At 55.4% G+C, this 17,808-nt stretch carries 12 protein-coding genes, 11 pseudogenes and 1 other annotated feature; of the genes and pseudogenes, 11 read left to right on the top strand and 12 right to left on the bottom strand.

Annotated features, from left to right (window positions below; genetic code table 11):
• Positions 1 to 34: 34 nt before the first annotated feature.
• Positions 35 to 724: a polysaccharide biosynthesis/export family protein gene (locus tag LI72_RS18295; RefSeq protein WP_033927416.1), complete on the bottom strand. Its 690-nt coding sequence runs from the start codon at positions 722 to 724 to the stop codon at positions 35 to 37.
• Positions 725 to 999: 275 nt separating this feature from the next.
• Positions 1,000 to 1,759, bottom strand: a pseudogene (locus tag LI72_RS20590) (transposase); the annotation flags it as partial.
• Between LI72_RS20590 and LI72_RS20760 the strand changes: the two are divergent.
• The 4 genes and pseudogenes from LI72_RS20760 (at position 1,759) to LI72_RS20190 (ending at position 3,525) form a co-directional block, all read left to right on the top strand.
• The gene (locus LI72_RS20760; RefSeq protein ID WP_197051972.1) at positions 1,759 to 1,848 is read left to right on the top strand and encodes a winged helix-turn-helix transcriptional regulator; all 90 of its coding nucleotides are present in this window, start codon (positions 1,759 to 1,761) and stop codon (positions 1,846 to 1,848) included. The pseudogene LI72_RS20590 and the gene LI72_RS20760 sit on opposite strands and share 1 nt — an antisense overlap.
• A 42-nt stretch (positions 1,849 to 1,890) precedes the next feature.
• Positions 1,891 to 2,219, top strand: a pseudogene (locus tag LI72_RS20585) (Mu transposase domain-containing protein); the annotation flags it as partial.
• Positions 2,220 to 2,388: 169 nt separating this feature from the next.
• Positions 2,389 to 3,174 (top strand): annotated as a pseudogene (locus LI72_RS18285) (IS5 family transposase).
• Positions 3,175 to 3,252: 78 nt separating this feature from the next.
• Complete coding sequence (locus LI72_RS20190; RefSeq protein WP_156139718.1) at positions 3,253 to 3,525, top strand: hypothetical protein; 273 nt, start codon at positions 3,253 to 3,255, stop codon at positions 3,523 to 3,525.
• Here the strand turns inward: LI72_RS20190 and LI72_RS18765 are convergent.
• Positions 3,512 to 4,342 (bottom strand): IS110 family transposase, encoded by an 831-nt coding sequence (locus tag LI72_RS18765; protein WP_197051971.1) that lies wholly within the window; start codon positions 4,340 to 4,342, stop codon positions 3,512 to 3,514. The two genes, LI72_RS20190 and LI72_RS18765, sit on opposite strands and share 14 nt — an antisense overlap.
• Before the next feature lie 328 nt (positions 4,343 to 4,670).
• Here LI72_RS18765 and LI72_RS18275 point away from each other — a divergent pair, with 328 nt between their 5' ends.
• Positions 4,671 to 4,937: a hypothetical protein gene (locus tag LI72_RS18275; protein WP_033927414.1), complete on the top strand. Its 267-nt coding sequence runs from the start codon at positions 4,671 to 4,673 to the stop codon at positions 4,935 to 4,937.
• Positions 4,938 to 5,183: 246 nt separating this feature from the next.
• Here LI72_RS18275 and LI72_RS20755 read toward each other — a convergent pair.
• Positions 5,184 to 5,402 (bottom strand): annotated as a pseudogene (locus LI72_RS20755) (hypothetical protein); the annotation flags it as partial.
• 604 nt (positions 5,403 to 6,006) lie between these two features.
• On the opposite strand from LI72_RS20755, the gene LI72_RS20180 reads away from it, so the two are divergent.
• The 3 genes and pseudogenes from LI72_RS20180 (at position 6,007) to LI72_RS18760 (ending at position 9,693) form a co-directional block, all read left to right on the top strand.
• Positions 6,007 to 7,014: a hypothetical protein gene (locus LI72_RS20180; protein WP_156139716.1), complete on the top strand. Its 1,008-nt coding sequence runs from the start codon at positions 6,007 to 6,009 to the stop codon at positions 7,012 to 7,014.
• Positions 7,015 to 7,069: 55 nt separating this feature from the next.
• Positions 7,070 to 8,281, top strand: a complete 1,212-nt coding sequence (locus tag LI72_RS19785; protein ID WP_081985259.1) for a glycosyltransferase — start codon at positions 7,070 to 7,072, stop codon at positions 8,279 to 8,281.
• A 144-nt stretch (positions 8,282 to 8,425) separates the two neighbouring features.
• Positions 8,426 to 9,693: pseudogene (locus tag LI72_RS18760) on the top strand (IS3 family transposase).
• Positions 8,707 to 8,823: a sequence feature (AL1L pseudoknot), on the top strand. Its footprint overlaps the pseudogene before it by 117 nt.
• A gap of 51 nt (positions 9,694 to 9,744) precedes the next feature.
• Here the strand turns inward: LI72_RS18760 and LI72_RS20750 are convergent.
• The 5 genes and pseudogenes from LI72_RS20750 to tnpB all read right to left on the bottom strand — a co-directional run.
• Positions 9,745 to 10,133, bottom strand: a pseudogene (locus tag LI72_RS20750) (IS5 family transposase); the annotation flags it as partial.
• 93 nt (positions 10,134 to 10,226) lie between these two features.
• Complete coding sequence (locus LI72_RS18255; protein ID WP_081985257.1) at positions 10,227 to 11,561, bottom strand: M48 family metallopeptidase; 1,335 nt, start codon at positions 11,559 to 11,561, stop codon at positions 10,227 to 10,229.
• Positions 11,562 to 11,870: 309 nt separating this feature from the next.
• Positions 11,871 to 12,610, bottom strand: a protein-coding gene (locus LI72_RS19775; RefSeq protein ID WP_156139715.1) for an IS5 family transposase whose coding sequence is annotated in 2 segments (ribosomal slippage) — positions 11,871 to 12,280 and positions 12,280 to 12,610 — 741 coding nt in all. Because the reading frame shifts where the segments join, the coding sequence is not laid out codon by codon here.
• A 47-nt stretch (positions 12,611 to 12,657) separates the two neighbouring features.
• Positions 12,658 to 13,417: pseudogene (locus LI72_RS19770) on the bottom strand (IS66 family transposase); the annotation flags it as partial.
• A 60-nt stretch (positions 13,418 to 13,477) separates the two neighbouring features.
• A pseudogene (gene tnpB, locus LI72_RS18750) lies at positions 13,478 to 13,795 on the bottom strand (IS66 family insertion sequence element accessory protein TnpB).
• Between the two features lie 497 nt (positions 13,796 to 14,292).
• Here tnpB and LI72_RS18230 point away from each other — a divergent pair.
• Positions 14,293 to 14,727: a DUF5681 domain-containing protein gene (locus tag LI72_RS18230; RefSeq protein ID WP_033927409.1), complete on the top strand. Its 435-nt coding sequence runs from the start codon at positions 14,293 to 14,295 to the stop codon at positions 14,725 to 14,727.
• A gap of 22 nt (positions 14,728 to 14,749) precedes the next feature.
• Here the strand turns inward: LI72_RS18230 and LI72_RS20395 are convergent.
• Both LI72_RS20395 and LI72_RS20575 read right to left on the bottom strand, forming a co-directional pair.
• A pseudogene (locus LI72_RS20395) lies at positions 14,750 to 14,902 on the bottom strand (transposase domain-containing protein); the annotation flags it as partial.
• Positions 14,903 to 15,037: 135 nt separating this feature from the next.
• Positions 15,038 to 15,190, bottom strand: a pseudogene (locus tag LI72_RS20575) (transposase); the annotation flags it as partial.
• A 291-nt stretch (positions 15,191 to 15,481) separates the two neighbouring features.
• Here LI72_RS20575 and LI72_RS20745 point away from each other — a divergent pair.
• Positions 15,482 to 15,610, top strand: a complete 129-nt coding sequence (locus LI72_RS20745; RefSeq protein WP_443018137.1) for a hypothetical protein — start codon at positions 15,482 to 15,484, stop codon at positions 15,608 to 15,610.
• Positions 15,611 to 15,767: 157 nt separating this feature from the next.
• On the opposite strand, the gene LI72_RS19760 is transcribed toward LI72_RS20745, so the two are convergent.
• Positions 15,768 to 17,003: an O-antigen polymerase gene (locus LI72_RS19760; RefSeq protein ID WP_081985253.1), complete on the bottom strand. Its 1,236-nt coding sequence runs from the start codon at positions 17,001 to 17,003 to the stop codon at positions 15,768 to 15,770.
• Positions 17,004 to 17,368: 365 nt separating this feature from the next.
• Here LI72_RS19760 and LI72_RS18215 point away from each other — a divergent pair.
• Positions 17,369 to 17,665, top strand: a pseudogene (locus tag LI72_RS18215) (transposase); the annotation flags it as partial.
• Positions 17,666 to 17,808: the final 143 nt, after the last annotated feature.

Raw genomic sequence — 17,808 nt, 5'->3', positions numbered from 1 at the left:
ACAGTGGAGCGCATTGGGTTCAAGGATCAGGGCCCTAAAGACGGAGGAAGAATATTGTCAGAAGCGGCGCGACCTGAAGAATGTCGCGATAGAACCGTCCAGCCTGATTTATACCGACTACAACGGTGTCGCCCCCTTCGAGCACTGGGTCGGGCTGAAGGTTCGCACGGATATTCTTAACGTCGAACCGAGCGGCATAAACGCCGTCGGTCCGGCGCCTGAACACGATCACTTCGTCCAACCGCGCGGTGCGATCCGGCCCCCCAGCAAGCGCCAATGCCTCGAGAAGGGTGCTTTTCCCTTTAATGGGATAGCTGCCGGGCTTGTCCACTTCGCCCTCGATTATGATTTTCTGGGACGCCGCCTCGAGCACCGAGATCGCGACCTGAGGATCGATCACGTAACGACCTGCTAGGCCTTTGGTAATGACCTGCGCAAGCTCTTCCGCCGTCAGGTCCTCTGCCTTAACATAGCCAAGGTACGGAAATGGGATCCGCCCGCCGCTGTCTATGACAACCTTCTCGAAGCTCATCTCAGGTTCGTAATAGACATTTATCGACAGCTCGTCGCCCGGCGCCAACCGGTAGCCGCCGGTGTTCTCCACTGACGTGCGGCCAAGCATCTCATACGCAGCCGAGCCCGTGTCCGCCTGGGGGCGCGGCCCGTTCGAACATGCCCCAACAAGCAGCATGATCACTATTGTGAGCAACAGGTTATAATTCATGACCCCATTGATGCAATGCAGCAATGTAACAGTCAAGGCGCGATACGTGTCAACATTCTTCGGCCGGCCCAGCCAGCGGCGAGCAGATTTTGCCGTGCCTCCTTCGCTCGCTTTATTCGCGATGTCGCCATACCGAAGCGAAAGGGTCTTGATCAGCCATTAGTGGCGTAGTCCGGGCGAATGTCCTCAGTAGGTTTCACAGCGTCAGGACAAATGAGTTTTCGAGGCTGACAGAAAAAGGAGCTACGGTGATCAGCGGCATTGCCGCGCGCTTGCTATGTCGGCGCTGTCCGCAGGTTGGTGGCGATCGGCTTGAACACAACGGCATCCGGGCACGCCTTGTGCGAAGGCAGCGCGTATGCGCAACGCACGCTGCGATCTTGAACAGCCATAGACGCAGAGTTGCAAACTCTGACATTGCCAGACCGGCTGCCTTTAGGATGGCCTATTGGATGCGTTATAGCAGCCATAAGGCTGCGGTGTGCAGAATGAGGTGCATCTGATTGGTGTTGCTAGAGCGGCATAAGGTGTGATCGCTGGCTAGTTGTGACCTGGGGCGATTGATCAGGCTTTCTGCCTGGCCCCCGGCGCAAAAGAGCGTACCGTAGATGTGTTTGGCCGATCCTTCAGCCAGCAAAACGACGACATATTGAATCTCCCTGCTCAGTGTGCTGGCCTCGATCCTGGCAATCGGTCGGCGCTGGAACTTGCAGCTCTCCGCACCATATCGGGTCTATACATAGTTGCGCAGGATGGGGCATTGGCGCTGGGCGCACTTGACCGCGCGGATATCTGCGGGAGCAATGATGACCGAACCGGGCTGTACCGCAACGTTGGTCGGCAAACTGAACACTTTATCAACGCAGGCCGCCGCGCAAAAGGGCATGACGTCGGCCCGCCGATAATGCCGTCTACCCTGGATGGTGATGTGGGTGTCTGGCCGATGCCTACGTTGATGACGCACAAGGCGTCGCATTTGGCCGCCAGCTTGGCCCCCGAAGGCATCTTGCCTGACCCACGAGAGCGGGCTTGCGGTGCTAGAGGTGTCGGCGGGGCTCGGACTAAGCAGGTCGACGGTATCGACGTACTTGAAGCGGGCGCGTGAAGCCGGCCATGACGGGTGACTGACGCCGGAGGGTTGCGGCGATGGCGCCGCGCTTTGCCATTCGCGCCGGGAGATGTTCGAGGAGATCGAGTGCGCGCCGCCACGTCCACTGCCGGTCGAGCGGTTCGAATACGCCGAATGAAAGAGGTCGAAGGTCCATCCTGATTATCACGCTGCGGTAGCCGCAACTTCTGCTCGGTGCCGCACAGCTTGATGGGGAAGAAGGTCGGTGTGCGGCTGCCCCAGCGTGTGATCGAGATCTTCCCTGATCATAAGCGGGTTATCAGCCACACGCGCAGCTCGCAGCACGGCTTCTACATCACCGTCAATGCCCACATGCCCAAGGCGAACCAGCGTTACGCCGAGCGGACGCCAGCATCCTCGGCGGGCGTGGATATGGTCCTGCACGTCTCGATGCCGTCAGGCCCTGGCAAACTTGGTAGCTTCAATCCGACTCCTCCGTCAACGATCAATGCCAGCAGTTGACTAGGCTGTGTTGACAAAAGGGATTCCCAAGGCTCGCGAGTTCTGATTCAAGACTGCTTTTTGAGGAGCAGTCATGGGCCGCGGGGATTTGTCGGACGCGGAGTGGGCACTGGCAGAGCCATTCGTGCCTCCGGCAAGGTGTGGAGGCCGGCCTTGAACGGCAGACATGCGCGAAGTCGTCAACGCGATGCTTTATGTAGCCGCGAGTGGGTGCGCGTGGCGACTTTTGCCCAAATGCTTTCCTCCGGTGTCGACGGTGCGGCGCTACTTTTACGCCTGGCGCAATGCCGGTCTGTTCGAGGCCATCAACACCGTACTGGTTATGTACTTGCGAGAAATCGAAGGGCGGGAAGCGTCGCCCAGCGCCGGGGTCATCGACAGCCAGTCGGTGAAGACCACGGAAAGTGGCGGAGTTTCAGGGTTTGACGCAGGCAAGAAGGTCAAAGGCCGCAAACGACACATCCTGACCGACACCTGCGGCTTTCTGATCTTTATCCTCGTCCACGCTGCCGATATTCAGGATCGCGATGGAACTGTCGATGTGCTGGCTGCCGTCCGGACGCGGTTTCCATGGTTACGCCATGTGTTCGCTGACGGCGGCTATGCAGGTGATAAACTGCGATCCGCGCTTGTCGGCATGGGCAAATGGACTATTGACATCATCAAGCGTTATGGCGAAGCCAAGGGCTTCGAGGTGCTACCGCGCCGATGGGTTGTCGAGCGAACCTTCGCTTGGCTCGGTCCCTGCCGACGGCTCGCCAAAGATTGGGAAAGGTCCATCGCCTCGTCCACGGCATGGGCTCTCATAGCTTCAATCCGCATGCTCACGCGCAGAACCGCAAGATACTGTCAAATTTGACGAACTTCCGAATCGGGCTCTAAGGTCTTAACTCGCTTTTAAGCATTTCATGCGAGGCAGCGAACGGAGGCAACAATTATGGCAGAACCGGAGCATCGTGAACAAGCCGCTAAGGCTTTGCATATTACCTCGAGTAGGCCAGAAGTGACCTATAACCCAGGTGGCCAAGTTGGACTACTCCATGAACAGATTGAGCAGCAGCTCGGCATATTGGCGATACCGTTAAATGTGCCGCGCCGTGCTATGACTGAATCATTAGAGCGGTTAATCCATTCTGTTTCTCGCGCCTGTGGTCCTATTGCACTTGGGATCACCTATGGTATCGTTCTTTGGGGAGTTATGGTAGCCTGACTTGGCAACCTTCAGCGGGCTGCAATAACCTCGTCTTGCCACCGGTGGCTCGTTGTCGTGGGACCAGCCCAAGCCATGCGGCGAAGTTCTGTCCACCTGCAAATGCGCGCCGATCGGAAGCAAACGCCATGATCGCGCCCGCTGTTACAGGACCGACGCCTGGCATTGTGCAAAGCCGCCGCATTGCATCGTCAACCTTGGCTGCCGCGCGCAGCTTGAGATGTAGCTCGTCGATCTTCTGTGTGAGTAGCGCAATCTGGTCCAGATAAAGGCGAGCAATATCGCGCAGCGTGTCCGGGGGCTGGGTTATATCGTTATCGATCATGCCGCCGATAGCTTTGATTCCGACCGGCCCTTGCGCCACGACAAATCCAAACGATGCAAGATGACCGCGCCACGCGTTGATGAGTTGTGTGCGTTGCCCAACGAAGGATTGGTGAGTTCTGAACGCCACCGCGCGGGCCTGATGTTCAGCGCTCTTCACGGCCACATAATGAATGTTCGGGCGCAGCGCGGCCTCAGCAATCGCTGCTGCGTCTTCCGCATCATTCTTCTGCCGCTTGACTAACTGCTTGACGTAAATCGGAGGTATCAGGCGAACCTCGTGGCCGAGACTTTCCGCAAAACGCCCGCAAAAAGGCTGGTCGCGCATGCCGCCATCGCAACGATACAAGGCGCCTGTACGCGCAAGATGGTCTCGAGCTTTGCACGCGAAACCATCCGGTTGAATAGAATCGCCCCCCCCCCCCAGGGCAATGCCGCAGACCTGGAAGCTGCGCTTCGCAAGGTCGATCGCGAAAATGTGGACGTCGGTCATGTGCTCCTCCTTCTACAGCGCAACATCCCGCTGGTCTGACATCTTACGATGCCGCCGAAGGGGGCATCCACCCCATCAGTTCATATCGTTGTTTACCCGTGATTGCTCGGTGATTATTAAAGGCCGCTTCTTCAATGGAAATTCATCTGATTTTCGATAATATCAGACACATACTTGCCTAGTAAATTTTTCTATGGTATTCACTGGGCTAATCCGCTTCATCGCAAGGTTCGCGCGCGCATCCAGCAGGAGCGTCTCCTCCTGAGCGTGGAGCAGGCCCGGACATTGTTGTCCTAAGCGACGATGGTGACGTACTGGAGCACAGCTGGTGGGCGGCCCGCAAGGCGTCTGCGGGAAGCTCTACGTCGATTTCAAGTTCGCCGTTCGCATCAATGCGGGCAATTATCTCATCGGCCATCAGATCGTCAATGGTCTTGGCAGTCGGTCGGGGGTCGTCTGGTACTGGCGGTATCGCTTGCACACTTTGCCCGCGGGATTTTTTACGAAGCAGATCAACCGCCTGCAAAACCGCGAAGCCCGGCTTCGATTGAAGGCGGGCAGGGTGGCGCACATTTTACTTCGCAAACCGAAGTGACCAGCGCTGCTTTGATCCGCTATCGGTGGGCTATATGCAACTTACCTGGTCCGACATCGTTCTCAGCCACGACATTGGGCCGCTGACCCTTCCGGCATTGTTCTATCGTTTGGTCGAACGCGTATACCGGTACGGCTGTAGTCGGATCGCTGCTGTCGCCCCGTAAATGGCCTTCATGAGCGAAGCGAGTCAGGACGCGCTCTCTGCGAAGTTCCCGCACGCTGCCCCCGGCAGCGTGACGGTGATCTAACCGCCGCTGCGGGGTGGTCGTGACCTGCTGGCCATCACGGCGCTTGCCGGACCAGCCAACTCTTTAAAGTAAATAGCCAATACGGGCTGAGGGTGGTGACGAGGTCCAGCTACGAGTTTGACATAACTTAGCTTCTTCAACTCGTGCCCTACGGTTAGCTCATCGAGCGAGAATGCAAACTCATTATGCAGCCATTGCATCAGATCAATCAGGCGCCAGCAAACGAAACTATGGGATTGCCGGGATCGAAACTCTCACTACCATCTCTGCAAATGCCCGACTCTAGGCATTTTCCAGTAGCGACCGCTTCCCCGGCGAATTGCCGCCAAGCAGGTCGGCAGGGTTGCGGGCGTTGAACCGAACCACGCAGTCAAGATCTGCAAACCCACATCGCCTTTCCGCGCCGCGCTACCGCTGCGGTAAATCTCGGTCGATGCCATCAGCTGGCTTATCTGGTTCAAGCCCTTCCATGGGCGCGCCAAACGACACAGGGTTGTCCCGTCAAATCTTGCCTCAATCCTACCGCTGATTCCAGAGCCACTCTCTCCCAACGCGAAGTGCCATTGGTTCAGGCTCTCGAAAATTTGGAAAAATTCCACGATTGAATCAGGCCTATCGCAATTTGGTATCAGGGCTGGGCCAAAAAATTCAAAGAATTTTACTTTGCCTAACAACATTTCTGATTGTAGTGTACCTAGTGAACTTCCGTCAACATGATATGACCCTTGTTTTTACGATTCAGAAATTTTGGAGATATCGGTGTTATCGCTAGATGCAGATTCGAATGAAATTGCGTTGAAAACCACACGGACGTTCGTCGTGGATCAATTTGCTAGCGGGCAGATACATGGCGGGTCAAAAGCCAGGTCAGATGTAACAAGAATTTTGCAAAAATTTGGCGTGGGACGACTGAAGATAGGTGGAAAAAATTTTGCGTCGGCAGCTTTTCGTGCATTTATCATTATTCTATTCTCTTTTTTTCATCCCAAATCTACTATTGTCGCACATTTCCCAATTTATAATAAAAGCGCGCAAATATTAGTCCGATTAATGCGTTATCGGCATAAATTAATACTATTAGTGCATGATATTGATCAAGCCAGACAGGTAATGCCGACACAAGATATTTCTGATCTTCGTTACGCTTCAGGAGTGATGGTGTCTGGAAGGCTTGATAAAATTGCAGAATATGAAGAAAACTTTCCCTTGCGTAGAAGTTACCTAACGGCCTGGGACTATCTCATAGATATCACAGTGCCAACCGTTCTGCCCACTGCCAACAAGATCTTGTTTGCTGGATCTCTTGATCAAGACAAGTCTGCGTGGATTTATGATACTCGTCGCACCGTAGGGCTAGTCCTTTCAGGGCAAGGATTTGACCGTCACGCTGGATTGCCGGTAGACGACTTTATTGGCTCGTTCAACCCTGAGCAACCGAAATTTTCTATGGAGATTGGTTGGGGGTTGGTTTGGGACGGGTGTAGCATTGATGGCTTAGCCGGCCCGACGGGCACATATCAACGATTCAACCAACCTCATAAATATTCTCTTTATATCGCAGTCGGCCTTCCGATCATCTGCAATACACATGCTGCGATTGCTCAAACAGTTAGCGATTTGGGGCTAGGTATATGCGTGGAGTCGCTCCGTGATATACCGAGTAGTATCTCAGCGCTTTCAGAAGACGAGCGTATGCGGATGATCATTAATGTTCGCAAGGTGCGTTCATTTTTAATAAATGGTCATTCGCTTATTGCAGCGTTTCGTGAAATGCAGAATTCTTTATGTGCTGCTTCGATTACTGGTGTGGGTCTAGCGTCAGCATAATTATCTGCGCCTTTCGAAAAGCCCGCGATTATTACGCTATCGGGTAGCGACGAAAATGGCTGATGACGTGATTTGCACATGCGCGTTCGAGTGGCATAAAGATAGGGCGGGTAAGAAATTTAGAATTGGGTTTGGCATGCGAATATTGATGGTAGACTGTCTGGCGTTCACACCACCATACAATGCGGCGTTGGCGGAAGCTCTGGTCGCGCAGGGGCATGATGTGAGGATGGCCGGAATGGCTCTGCCTGACGATCAACAATGGCCGGCGACCAGTGGAGTCTATCGCTCCCTACCTTTATCGGAAAGCTGGGTTAAACTAGCCAAGCATGGCGTTTATGGGCGAGCAATAGGCTACGCGCGTACGCTTTTTGCACTGCGTCGCGAAGTGACCATTTGGCATCCGGACGTGGTACATTTCCAATGGAGCTTCTTCCCACTGCTTGAGCTTGTACTGCTGATAACACTACGGCTACCTGTAGCATTGACAATGCACGACAGTGTCCTTGCCAACGGCGATCGTGTTGCATCCAGCCGACGAATCGGCCTCAGGCATTTGGTGCGACGAGCCGACATACTGTTTTCCCATACTGAGCAGGGCGCAGCAGTGTTACGCCAATATGCTCGCAAGGATGCGGTTTTACGTCAGATACATCATGCTCCGATCAGGTACCCATATACAGGTCCAAGACAGGTTAATCCGGCACCTGATGAGCGTCTCAATGTACTGCTGTTTGGCATGATTAAGCATTACAAGGGGCTTGATTTACTAATCGAGGCTGCCGCAAATCTCACGCCTACAGCTCGTTTGAACGTCCGGTTCCGTGTGGTAGGCCGAATGGAAATTGACGGGGAGGCTTTGATAGCGTTGGCCAAAGAAAGAGGAGTCTACGAGCTGTTCGATTTTGATTGGCGCTTCGTTCCAGAGATGGAAATCGACGATATCATGCGATCTGCGGATGTATTCATTTTTCCCTACCGCGCGATTGATGCAAGCGGCGTGTTCGTGACTGCGCTACCCTATCGCAAGCCTGTGATCGCCTCAAAAATTGGACTATTCGCGGATATACTGGCTGGCAGTGAGCTATTAGTCCCGCCGGGTGATGTGAAAGCTTTGACTAAAGTGCTTGATCACATACTAACGAATAAAGAATTTCTTCAAAGAATGACAACGTACGCTACTGATATTGCAATAGCGATGCCCAGTTGGGAACAGACGGCGTGCGATACGCTAGAGGCCTATCGCGATGGAGGCGTACGTGGTTGAAAACTGAACGTTCGGTTCGTCTTAGGCCCGCAAGTCCTCCAGATTTGAGTAAAGTCCGGCCGTCAGGAAGGGGTCGGACAGGATGAAGTGCTGAACCGCCCCGGGATTGTCGGAGGCTCCAACTCCTGAGAAGGTGGAGCCCTTATGAGCAAGACAACGCACAAGTTTTCACCCGAGGCTCGTGCCCGTGCAGTGCGCATGGTGCTGGATCACGAAGCTGATCATCCGTCCCGCTGGGCAGCGGTCACATCTATTGCCGAGAAGATCGGCTGTTCGGCGCACACTTTGCTGGAGTGGGTGAAGAAGGCCGAGGTCGATAGCGGCAAGCGGGCCGGTGTGCCGACCGAACTGGCCGACCGGCTCAAGGCGCTGGAGCGTGAGAACCGCGAGCTTCGGCAGGCCAACGAGATCCTGCGTAAGGCATCAGCATATTTTGCGCAGGCGGAGCTCGACCGCCCGTCCAAGCGATGATCGCGGTTATCGACGATAACCGCGGGGTTCATGGGGTCGAGCCGATCTGCAATGTTATGCCGATCGCCCCTTCCACATATCACAAGCACGTCGCGCAGCGACAGGATCCATCGCGCCTGTCGGCGCGGGCAAAGCGTGACCTCGCCTTCAAGCCAGAGGTCGCCAGGGTGTTCGCCGAGAACTTCGCGGTTTACGGCGTGCGCAAAGTCTAGCGGCAGATGCAGCGTGAAGGGCACTGCATTGCCCGCTGTACGGTGGAGCGGCTGATGCGTGATCTCGGCTTGGCAGGGGTGATCTGTGGCAAGCCGGTGCGCACCACGATCAGTGACAAGGCGGCACCTTGCCCGCTGGATCACGTCAACCGCCAGTTCCACGCACCGGCACCCAACCGGCTGTGGGTCTCGGACTTCACCAATGTGTCGACCTGGGCCGGGGCTCGGCTTTGGGCAGTGCCCCCGGCACTGCCGCCGCCTGCGCTTTATGTCGCGTTCGTGATCGACGTCTATGCCCGCTATATCGTAGGCTGGCGGGTCAGCAGGACTGCGCATGCCAGCTTTGTGCTCGATGCCTTGGAGCAGGCTTTGCACGACCGGCGGCCAGTTCATCGCGGCGGGCTGATCCATCACAGCGATCGCGGAAGCCAGTATGTCTCGATCAAATACACTGAGCGCCTCGCCCAAGCTGGCATCGAGCCTTCGGTCGGCAGCGTCGGCGACAGTTATGATAACGCTTTGGCAGAGACGATTAAAGGCTTTTACAAGGCCGAAGTGATCCACCGTCGCGGACCTTGGCGATCTTTCGAGGCCGTCGAGTTCGCAACCCTTGAATGGGCCGATTGGTTTAACCACAGGCGGTTGCTGGCACCCATCGGAAACATCCCACCTGCCGAAGCCGAGCAGAGATATTACGCCACGATAGACGAGCAGCCCATGGCTGCGTAACTTAAACCAAACAGCCTCCGGGAAACCCGGGGCGGTTCATATCGGCAGAATGTGTACTTTGCTCGTAAAGCCGCCGCGTGATCGACCAAAAGCCTGCGCAAAAGCCCCCCTTTTCCGCCCACTGCCGAAACCTGGCCGCGAGCCGTGGTGCTGTCGATCATGTGCTGCCAGTCATCGGTGAGCCCCAGATCGACCAGCGTTTGCAGTAGGGCATCCCAGACGCCTTGTTCGGCCTAGCGCCGGAACCGGACATAGACCAAGTTCCACTTGCCGTAGCGTTCGTGCATGTCGCGCCAGGGACAACCAACCCGCTGCACGTAAAGCATACCATTGAGAAAAATACGGTTTTCGCCAGATGGGCGGGCCCAGCGCCCTCGCTCAGATAGCAACAAGGGACCGATCAGTTCCCATTCCGCATCTGACAGGTCCCCACGGCCCATGACTGCTCCCCAAGGAGTAGCCATGAATCTGAACTCGGCCCGCTTGGGAATCCCTTTTGTCAACACGACCTAGAAAATTGCGGAGTGGCAACATCATGAATAAGACGGATTGAGGGCATCATCAACGCCTGCCATCACGATCTCTGACGTCTGAAGCTGCCACCACGGTGCCAGCATGAGGTTAACCTCAGTGTCTCCCGGTTCAAGGCTCATGGTATCTGTCGCCTTAGCGTTTTGAAAATGCCCCAGCGCCGACGGCAACAAAGCCTTTTCGAATGTTGCCAGGACGACAATATTCGAGAGAGCTTCATCAACACCATCGGTGTTTCCGCGCATGTTCTCGGCAAATTCGGTCCCTTCGACGGCGTTCTTGACGACTGCCATGCGTCTGTTGATGCTAGGGTGCGTGAAGGACAACGTGAGTGCTTGTCTGGAGCGCGAACGATCCAGAACCGATAGCGCTCCATCAATGGAATAGCCCGCCTTGGACAGGATCCGCGCTCCCAATGCATCTGCTTCAATTTCGGTGTTTTTCACCTTTCCGCTGGCAAGGCCAAGCGAAGCAAGCAGCATAGACCGACCGCGCAATTTGTTACCATGCTCGAGGATGTTGTGTCCCATCTCGTGTGCGACGACGAAGGCCAGCTCGTCATCGGTTCGGGCAAAGTCGATCATCTTTTCTGTGATGGCAACATAGGTGCCGTCAGCCCAGGCGTTCAATCCGCCCTTCTCGTAGAACACTGGCTTGCCTCCGCAGCCGTCAACAGCTTCCATCAATACAGTCAGTGTGGCTCCTGCACGGCGAACAAGAAGCTGGGCCGGTCCTTTTCTAAGCGCGTGATCAAGCAACGTTTCAAACTCAGCCGTGCGGGCGTAGTGCGCCTGCCGGCGAATCAGTCCGGCCTTAAACGAACTGAGGTCCTCTCCGTTGACCTGAATGATCGTATCGCCCGGAAGCAGGCCTGCCTTGGCCGACACGCTACCTGGCACAACCATGCGGACACCGAACCCCAAAGTCATATGAAACTGGCGTTCAAGCGCGGGGCGTTCCTTCTCAGCGTAAGCCGAAATGTCATGTAGCGATAATCCGGTGAGCATTTCAGGCTGTGAGCACCGCCCAGCGTTGGCTAGGCTGAGTTGATATGCGATCCGGTAAAGGCGCTCCTCGCTTGTTTCGGACCGAAATGGGACGCTTGTCGGCTCGGATGCTTCAGTTTCTCCGTTCTCGTGCTGCCGAGAAAGCGAATTTACATAAGCTGGCGATGCGGCAATCATGGGCGCATCAGAGATAGCGCCGGCCAATTGGTTCATGGGTTCTGCTTTATGTTCTTCAGCCTTCGCGGCTAGCGGTGCACACAGACCAATGGTCGCTAGCGCCGCAGCAGCAAATGTTCTTCTACGAACGAGTAACCGGGAAAGCAGTGTCATAGCTTGGGCCTGATCTAAAGCGACGAAAGAATTCGTTGCGTCGCCTTGTGGCCCAAATAGTTTAAAATATAGTTCTCTTCACGTGAAAGTGAATTCCCTTATACTAATAATAGTAAAACGAATATGGTTAATGGCCTTGGCAATTATATTAACCAACCTTGATTAGATTTGCTTGAGGTGCGCACTGCACTTAATGTTACGCGATGACCGATCTAGCTGATGTTCGTGCAATCTATATCTCATGCCACAACAGTCGGACGGTGCTGTTGGTAAGCTATGGTGGAGACACAATCACAGCCAGACGGCGACCTATGCTGCAAGGCTAAAGGCTGACAGGAAGTTTCTGGCGAGCTTGTCGTAGCTGGTAGCGATGCGGCTGAAGTCCTTAAGGCGGCAGACCATGGCCGCGACTCGCCAGCGGTTCTTGTAGCGGCGTTCGTCATACAGGATAGGGCGCTTGCGGTTGCGGCGGCCGGGGATGGCAGGGGTGGTGCCCTGTTCGCGCAAGGCGGCCGTGATGCGGTTTGCATCGTAGCTACGGTCGGCGATTACCCGCTTCATTCCGACGGATTCGCCGATCAGCAGGTCAGCGCCCTTCACATCCGACGTGCTACCGGGCGTCAGGACGAGGCACAGTGATCGCCCGATTACATCGACGAGCGCGTGGATCTTGGTTGTCCGGCCGCCACGCGAGATGCCAATGGCATTGGCCCGCGCCACCCTTTTTCGCCACCGGCAGAGCGGTGGACCTTGATGTAGCTGCTGTCGATCTGGCCCGTCTCCGCGATCCAGCCTTCCTCCGTCAGCGCCGCCAAGATGCGGGTCCAGATGCCCCGCCGGCTCCAACGGTTCCAGCGATTGTAGACCGTCGTCGACGCGCCGTATTCGGGCGGGCATTCCGCCCTGCGGCCACGCCACTTGAGCATGTGAATGATGCCGGAGATTACCCTGCGATCATCGACCCGCCGCGCTCCGGGCGGGTTCTTCGGCAGGTGGAGCTCGATAGCGCCCCATGCTTCATCAGACAGCCAGAACAACAAACGCGACATCTACAAAGGCATCCTGCTTCAATGGAGAATCCCTGTATCAATGGCAGCAGAACATACGCCGCGATCAGCTTATAGAGCGGCATCAGCGCGTGAGCAGCGGCACCGACCTGATCGGCGAGGGTCGAGACGCTGAGCGGCACGCCTTCGCGGGCGAAACGATCGGCCTGGCGGTTAAGCGGTTGGTGCTGCCCATACTTCTCGAAGAGTAGCATGGCGATGAAGCTGGGCCCGGCCCATCCGCGCGGAACAACGTGAAAGGGTGCCGGTGCTCGCGCGATCTTCTCGCAGTCCCGGCACGAGAACTTCTCGCGCACCGTCTGGATCTCCTTTCAGGAGCGCGGGATGATCTAGAGGGTCTCGGTGACGTCCTCCCCGAGCTTCGAAAGGCGATCCCCGCCGCACGCCGGGCAGGAGCAGGGCGCAGGCACCAAGACACGCTCGCGCGGTAGATGATCCGGGGAACCGCTTCCTCGCCGGGCGCTTGCGCTCGAAGGCGGTGACCGTGGTGGTCTTGGCTGCCGCTTCCTCCGCGATCAGATCGTCTTCGGCAGCGTCGGCTTCGAGCTCCTCGAGCTGGAGCTCCATCTGGTCGAGCAGGCGGCTACGTTCGGCGCTGGGGCCATACTGTTCGCGCTTGAGCTTGGCGATCTGCAGCTTGCGGTGAGCAAATAGCGCCTCAGTGGCGCTCTGCTGGGCCACGGTGTTGGCGAGCTTGGCCTCTGCTACGTCAGCCCTCTGGAGCGCGGAAACCAGCAGCGCTTTTAGCGCTTCGATATCGTCCGGAAGAAGCGAAATGTCGGCTTCCATGGACCGCAGTGAATCATCATCCACTCCTCGCAGCAAAGCTAAAATGCTCGTCTGCGGCGATTATCCTGCGCTCATCGGTCGCCACGTATACTGCGGGTTGCGCCAGTCGATCCCTTCCAGGAGAAAGGCCAGCTGCGAGGGCGTGAGCGACACCGCTCCCTCCTTCGCCGAAGGCCAAACGAACCAACCCTTCTCGAGCCGCTTGGCGTAAAGCGACGTGCCGATGCCATCGTGTCAGACGATCGTGATCAGCGATCCGGCGCGGACGCGGAACATGAACAGATCGCCACCATGGGGATTACGCTTCAGGCCATGCTGCACCAGCACGGCAATACCTTGCATGCCCTTCCTCATATCCGTGTGGCCGAGCGCAATCAATACCCGTGATTGCTCGGTGATTGTTAAAGGCCACTTCTGCAATGGAAATGCTTCTCATCTCTCTGTAATATCAAATACTTATTTGCCGAGTAAATTTTGCTGTGGTACTCCAGGTATGGCACTGTAGTTGTAGGCTGTTGTATAGATTCGCAAATTCAGCTTATCGGGCGAGGGGGGTATTCTCTGCTCCTCCCTGTTGTGCAGGAAACTTGATGCAAAGTGCCTGCTCGGTGCCTCGCAGCGGGTCGCAGCCGACTGACTTTCTTGTCGAATTACGTGAGTTCCCTGGCCGCGCAGATCAGGGGATTGTTGGCCCCGAAACAGGGAATTGCGACTGGCGTGTAGGGAGGGGGGGCGCGGACTGCGGCGCGGGCGTCTTACCCGCGAGGCGGTTTTGGCGTATCACGCCCTCCAGGATGAGGCCCGCGCCGCCCCTTGGGGGTGACGTTCGCTGGCTGGCCCTTTTCCCTGAAAATTTTGCAGAAAGGGCACGCGTCATGGCGCGATCACGCACATACGGTGACGATTACGAAGCCGGCTACAACAAACCTCTGAAACACACCCGCTGGGCGAAGGGCCAGTCGGGCAACCTCAAGGGCCGGGGCAAGAAGAGCCCCCAGCGCTCGCCTCCCGACGGCCTGTCGGAGGAGAATGCGCGGACGTTGCGCCTGCTCGACGAGGAAGTCAGCGTGAATGTGGAAGGGCACGCGCGGCGGATGACACAGGGCGAGGCGGTCGATCGCGCCCTCCTCAGGCAGGCGGTGGCGGGAGGCATCCGCGCCATCAAACTTCTCGATGAGCGTCGCGCGCGCGCTTTGGCCGAAAAGGCGGCACTCGAGGCGGCGCTTGGTCGCGAGAAGAGCGCGGCGCTGACTGCGTTGCCCGCCAAGCTCCTTCTCTCTCGTATCCGTCCGGTGAAGGCCGCGATGTGAGCCCGACCGACGCGTAGTCCGGTTACGCGGCGATCGCTGCGGAGCGCGGCGTCCAGTTCCAAGGCAGGAGCTCGTCGAGCCGCGTGGCGGGATGATCGGCGATGCGTGCGAGGGCATCGGCGAGCCAGGCCTGCGGGTCGACGTCGTTGAGCTTTGCGGTCTGGATCAGCGTGTAGATGATCCGTACCACGGCACCGCCAAGCTCGACCTCAATCGCTACATCGCTCGACCTGGGCTTGGGATTGTCGGCTACGACCGGCACGAACATCGGTGGATGATCGCCATCAGTATCCGTTACTTGGCGGGCTGCCACTGCATAGCGGAGCTCTCGCCGCCAAGTGTAAAGCAATGATGTCCGAATGTCGTGCCGCCGCGCAAACGCGGCGATGTTGTCGCAAAGCTCCAGCTCAGCGACAATCGCCAGCTTCTGCTCCAGCGTCCAAATACGCCGTCGGCCAGCCATGTCGCGCAGAACCTCCGGACGGCCAATAGGCTCCCGAACCACTCCAATGGGGGTTTCCAGTGCGCTCGTAGGGTTGTTGTCTTCCATCCAACCCACCGTCTGCCTCAATCAACCAAGGATGCAAGGTGGGCGGAAAACAGCGCTTACTCAGGGACTACCTCTCGGCTTCATCCTAACCGGCGGGGAGGCTTCCGATTACACCTCAGCTGAGCCGCTGATGGAGATCCCGGTCGCCGATCCAAGACGCTTCTGGCAGACAAAGGCTACGACGGCGATCGCTTCCGGGAGAGCTTGCTGATTCGCGGTATCTTGCTGATCATCCCACCCGGATCGAACCGCAAGGTGCTAGAGCATCCCCACTATCGCCGCTACCGTGACCGCAACCACGTGGAGCGCATGTTCGGAAAGCTCAAGCAATAGCGCCGTATCGGCACCCGCTATTACAAATCCGTCTTATCCTTCGAGAGCTTCCTCAACCTCGCCGCCGCCTGTCTTTGGCTGAAATCTTTTGTTAACACAGCCTAGTTTGATAATCCAAAAATAGCCGTAGACCTTAAGATTCTATAGCGGTTCAACATCATTTTGCAGGTTCGGCCATTGTTACACCCGTGATCCCTCTTAAAATAAATGCTAAAACAGCAAACTGGAAAATTACTGGTAAATAAAAATAGTTATTAAAAAATATACTTAAGACATTATTCTGCATCATAACCGCAAGGAAGAAAAGTGCGATTATATTTCGGCCATTCCAGAATTTTATTGAAAAATATCCGATTATAAAAGAAAGGAATGCTAATCCATAGTATCCAATATCACGATAAAGGTCACTGAACGCAGTGCTGACATTGAAGGCCTCTTGCACCAAGTCTCCTCTAAACATGTGATTTTCGCCATATATTGCGTCGCGAACAACTGATGGGAAAAACGTCGAGGTGGAATACATCAATGTCCAATTCCATTCCGGGATCATGCTGTTCATTTGATGGACAAGGTTATTGAGGGGGGTGGTAAGGTAAATATAAACCCAAAAGAATCCAGATGGTAAGTAGCTGGGCCACATATTGCTAGGTCGAGCAAGTCCTAAAAATGCCGTGGCGCCGCTGCGTGCATCTCCAACCCATCCAAAAATAATTACCGATAATATTAAAAGGACAAACAATCCAATTACGTTCTTGGGGTTAAATGATCTTTTGGTAAGAGCGTACAAAAATAAAATTTGCAATCCGTTAACGATAATTAAGTTGCGTGTGACTGCAATAATCGCCCAAATAAACAATAAGGCCGGCATGTATCTGTATATCGATCGAGAAGCGTATGGCGCAATCAAAAATGAAACAAGGGTGCAAGCAGAAATAACTGCATTTAGCAATCCATGTAAAGAAGGAATTCCAAAATCAAAATAGGTTTTCGATGATCCAGTAAATAGCCAGAATAGTGGCAGGCCGCCCGAATAAATGATTTCTAAAATAGATAATATGAGCCATGAGATCAGTAAAATATTTAGCCGCTTCTCTATTGACGCTAGGTCACCTCGAGTTAATGAAAAATGTTTTGATCTCCATGCGCTATTTCTATCAACACTGAAAAAATACCCCGGTATGGAGCCTACAAAAAAACCAGTTATGATAATGAAAGTTGGCCAAAACACTTGCCAACCACCATAAATAAGTAGATATGAAAATTTCATTTGGTAAAGAAGAGCTACAAACAGCCAAGCGCCGCAAAAAGCGATCGCTGGCTGAAGAATCGGCCGGCGGAAAAAACCAATTTTAATTGCTTCATTATAGGCACTAGGTGGCATTAATTGTTCCATTTTAAATAGCTATCATTCTTCTAATGAAGCGGAGTTCGAATGGTGTTCCAATTTTCTCTTGCAACATGCCTCGGCAATTCGTCTTCCGTCTTTGTTGGGTGACGAATGGCGACGCAAAAGCGCTATCTGTTTTTACTACGAGCTATCACGAATCTGGGCAACGGCTAAGCGAAAGATCGCGTAATGATGAGAATGAGATGGGGCTATTTTCCCCCTCGTGGCGGGGTCGCTGTGCATCAAGCCCATAGTGCTTCTGAAGGGGCGGAGACGATGGCGAACATGAGTATTGAGTAGCCGTTGCAAGTCGGCCTGCTTGGGGAGGCTCTTCATCCGAATATAAGGGCAGTTGAAGCCCATGGGAGTGAATGGTGACATGGACTGGTATTGCCCGGCGCGAGCATAGCCGGGAGGGATTGCGATATCCATCGGATATGACGGATGCGGAGTGGGCGCTGGCAGAGCCATTCGTGCCTCTGGCAAGGCGTGGAGGCCGGCCTCGAACGGCAGGCATGCGCGAAGTCGTCAACGCGATGCTTTATGTAGCCGCGAGTGGGTGCGCGTGGCGACTTTTGCCCAAATGCTTTCCTCCGGTGTCGACGGTGCGGCGCTACTTTTACGCCTGGCGCAATGCCGGTCTGTTCGAGGCCATCAACACCACGCTCTATGCGATGCGATAGGCTTCCCGGTCGGCTTCATTCTGACACCGGACCAAACCCACCATGCGCCGGGCTTCGCACTGCTGCTCCACATGACCAGTGACGTGACCCCCAGCTTTCCTCCAGCGGGGAATAGAGCCGGGCGGTTG

It is taken from the genome of Sphingomonas sp. 35-24ZXX (assembly GCF_000786215.1).
Lineage (GTDB): Bacteria > Pseudomonadota > Alphaproteobacteria > Sphingomonadales > Sphingomonadaceae > Blastomonas.
The sequence above is the reverse complement of the archived record's forward strand: the minus strand, read 5'-3'. Positions and strand labels throughout refer to the sequence as shown.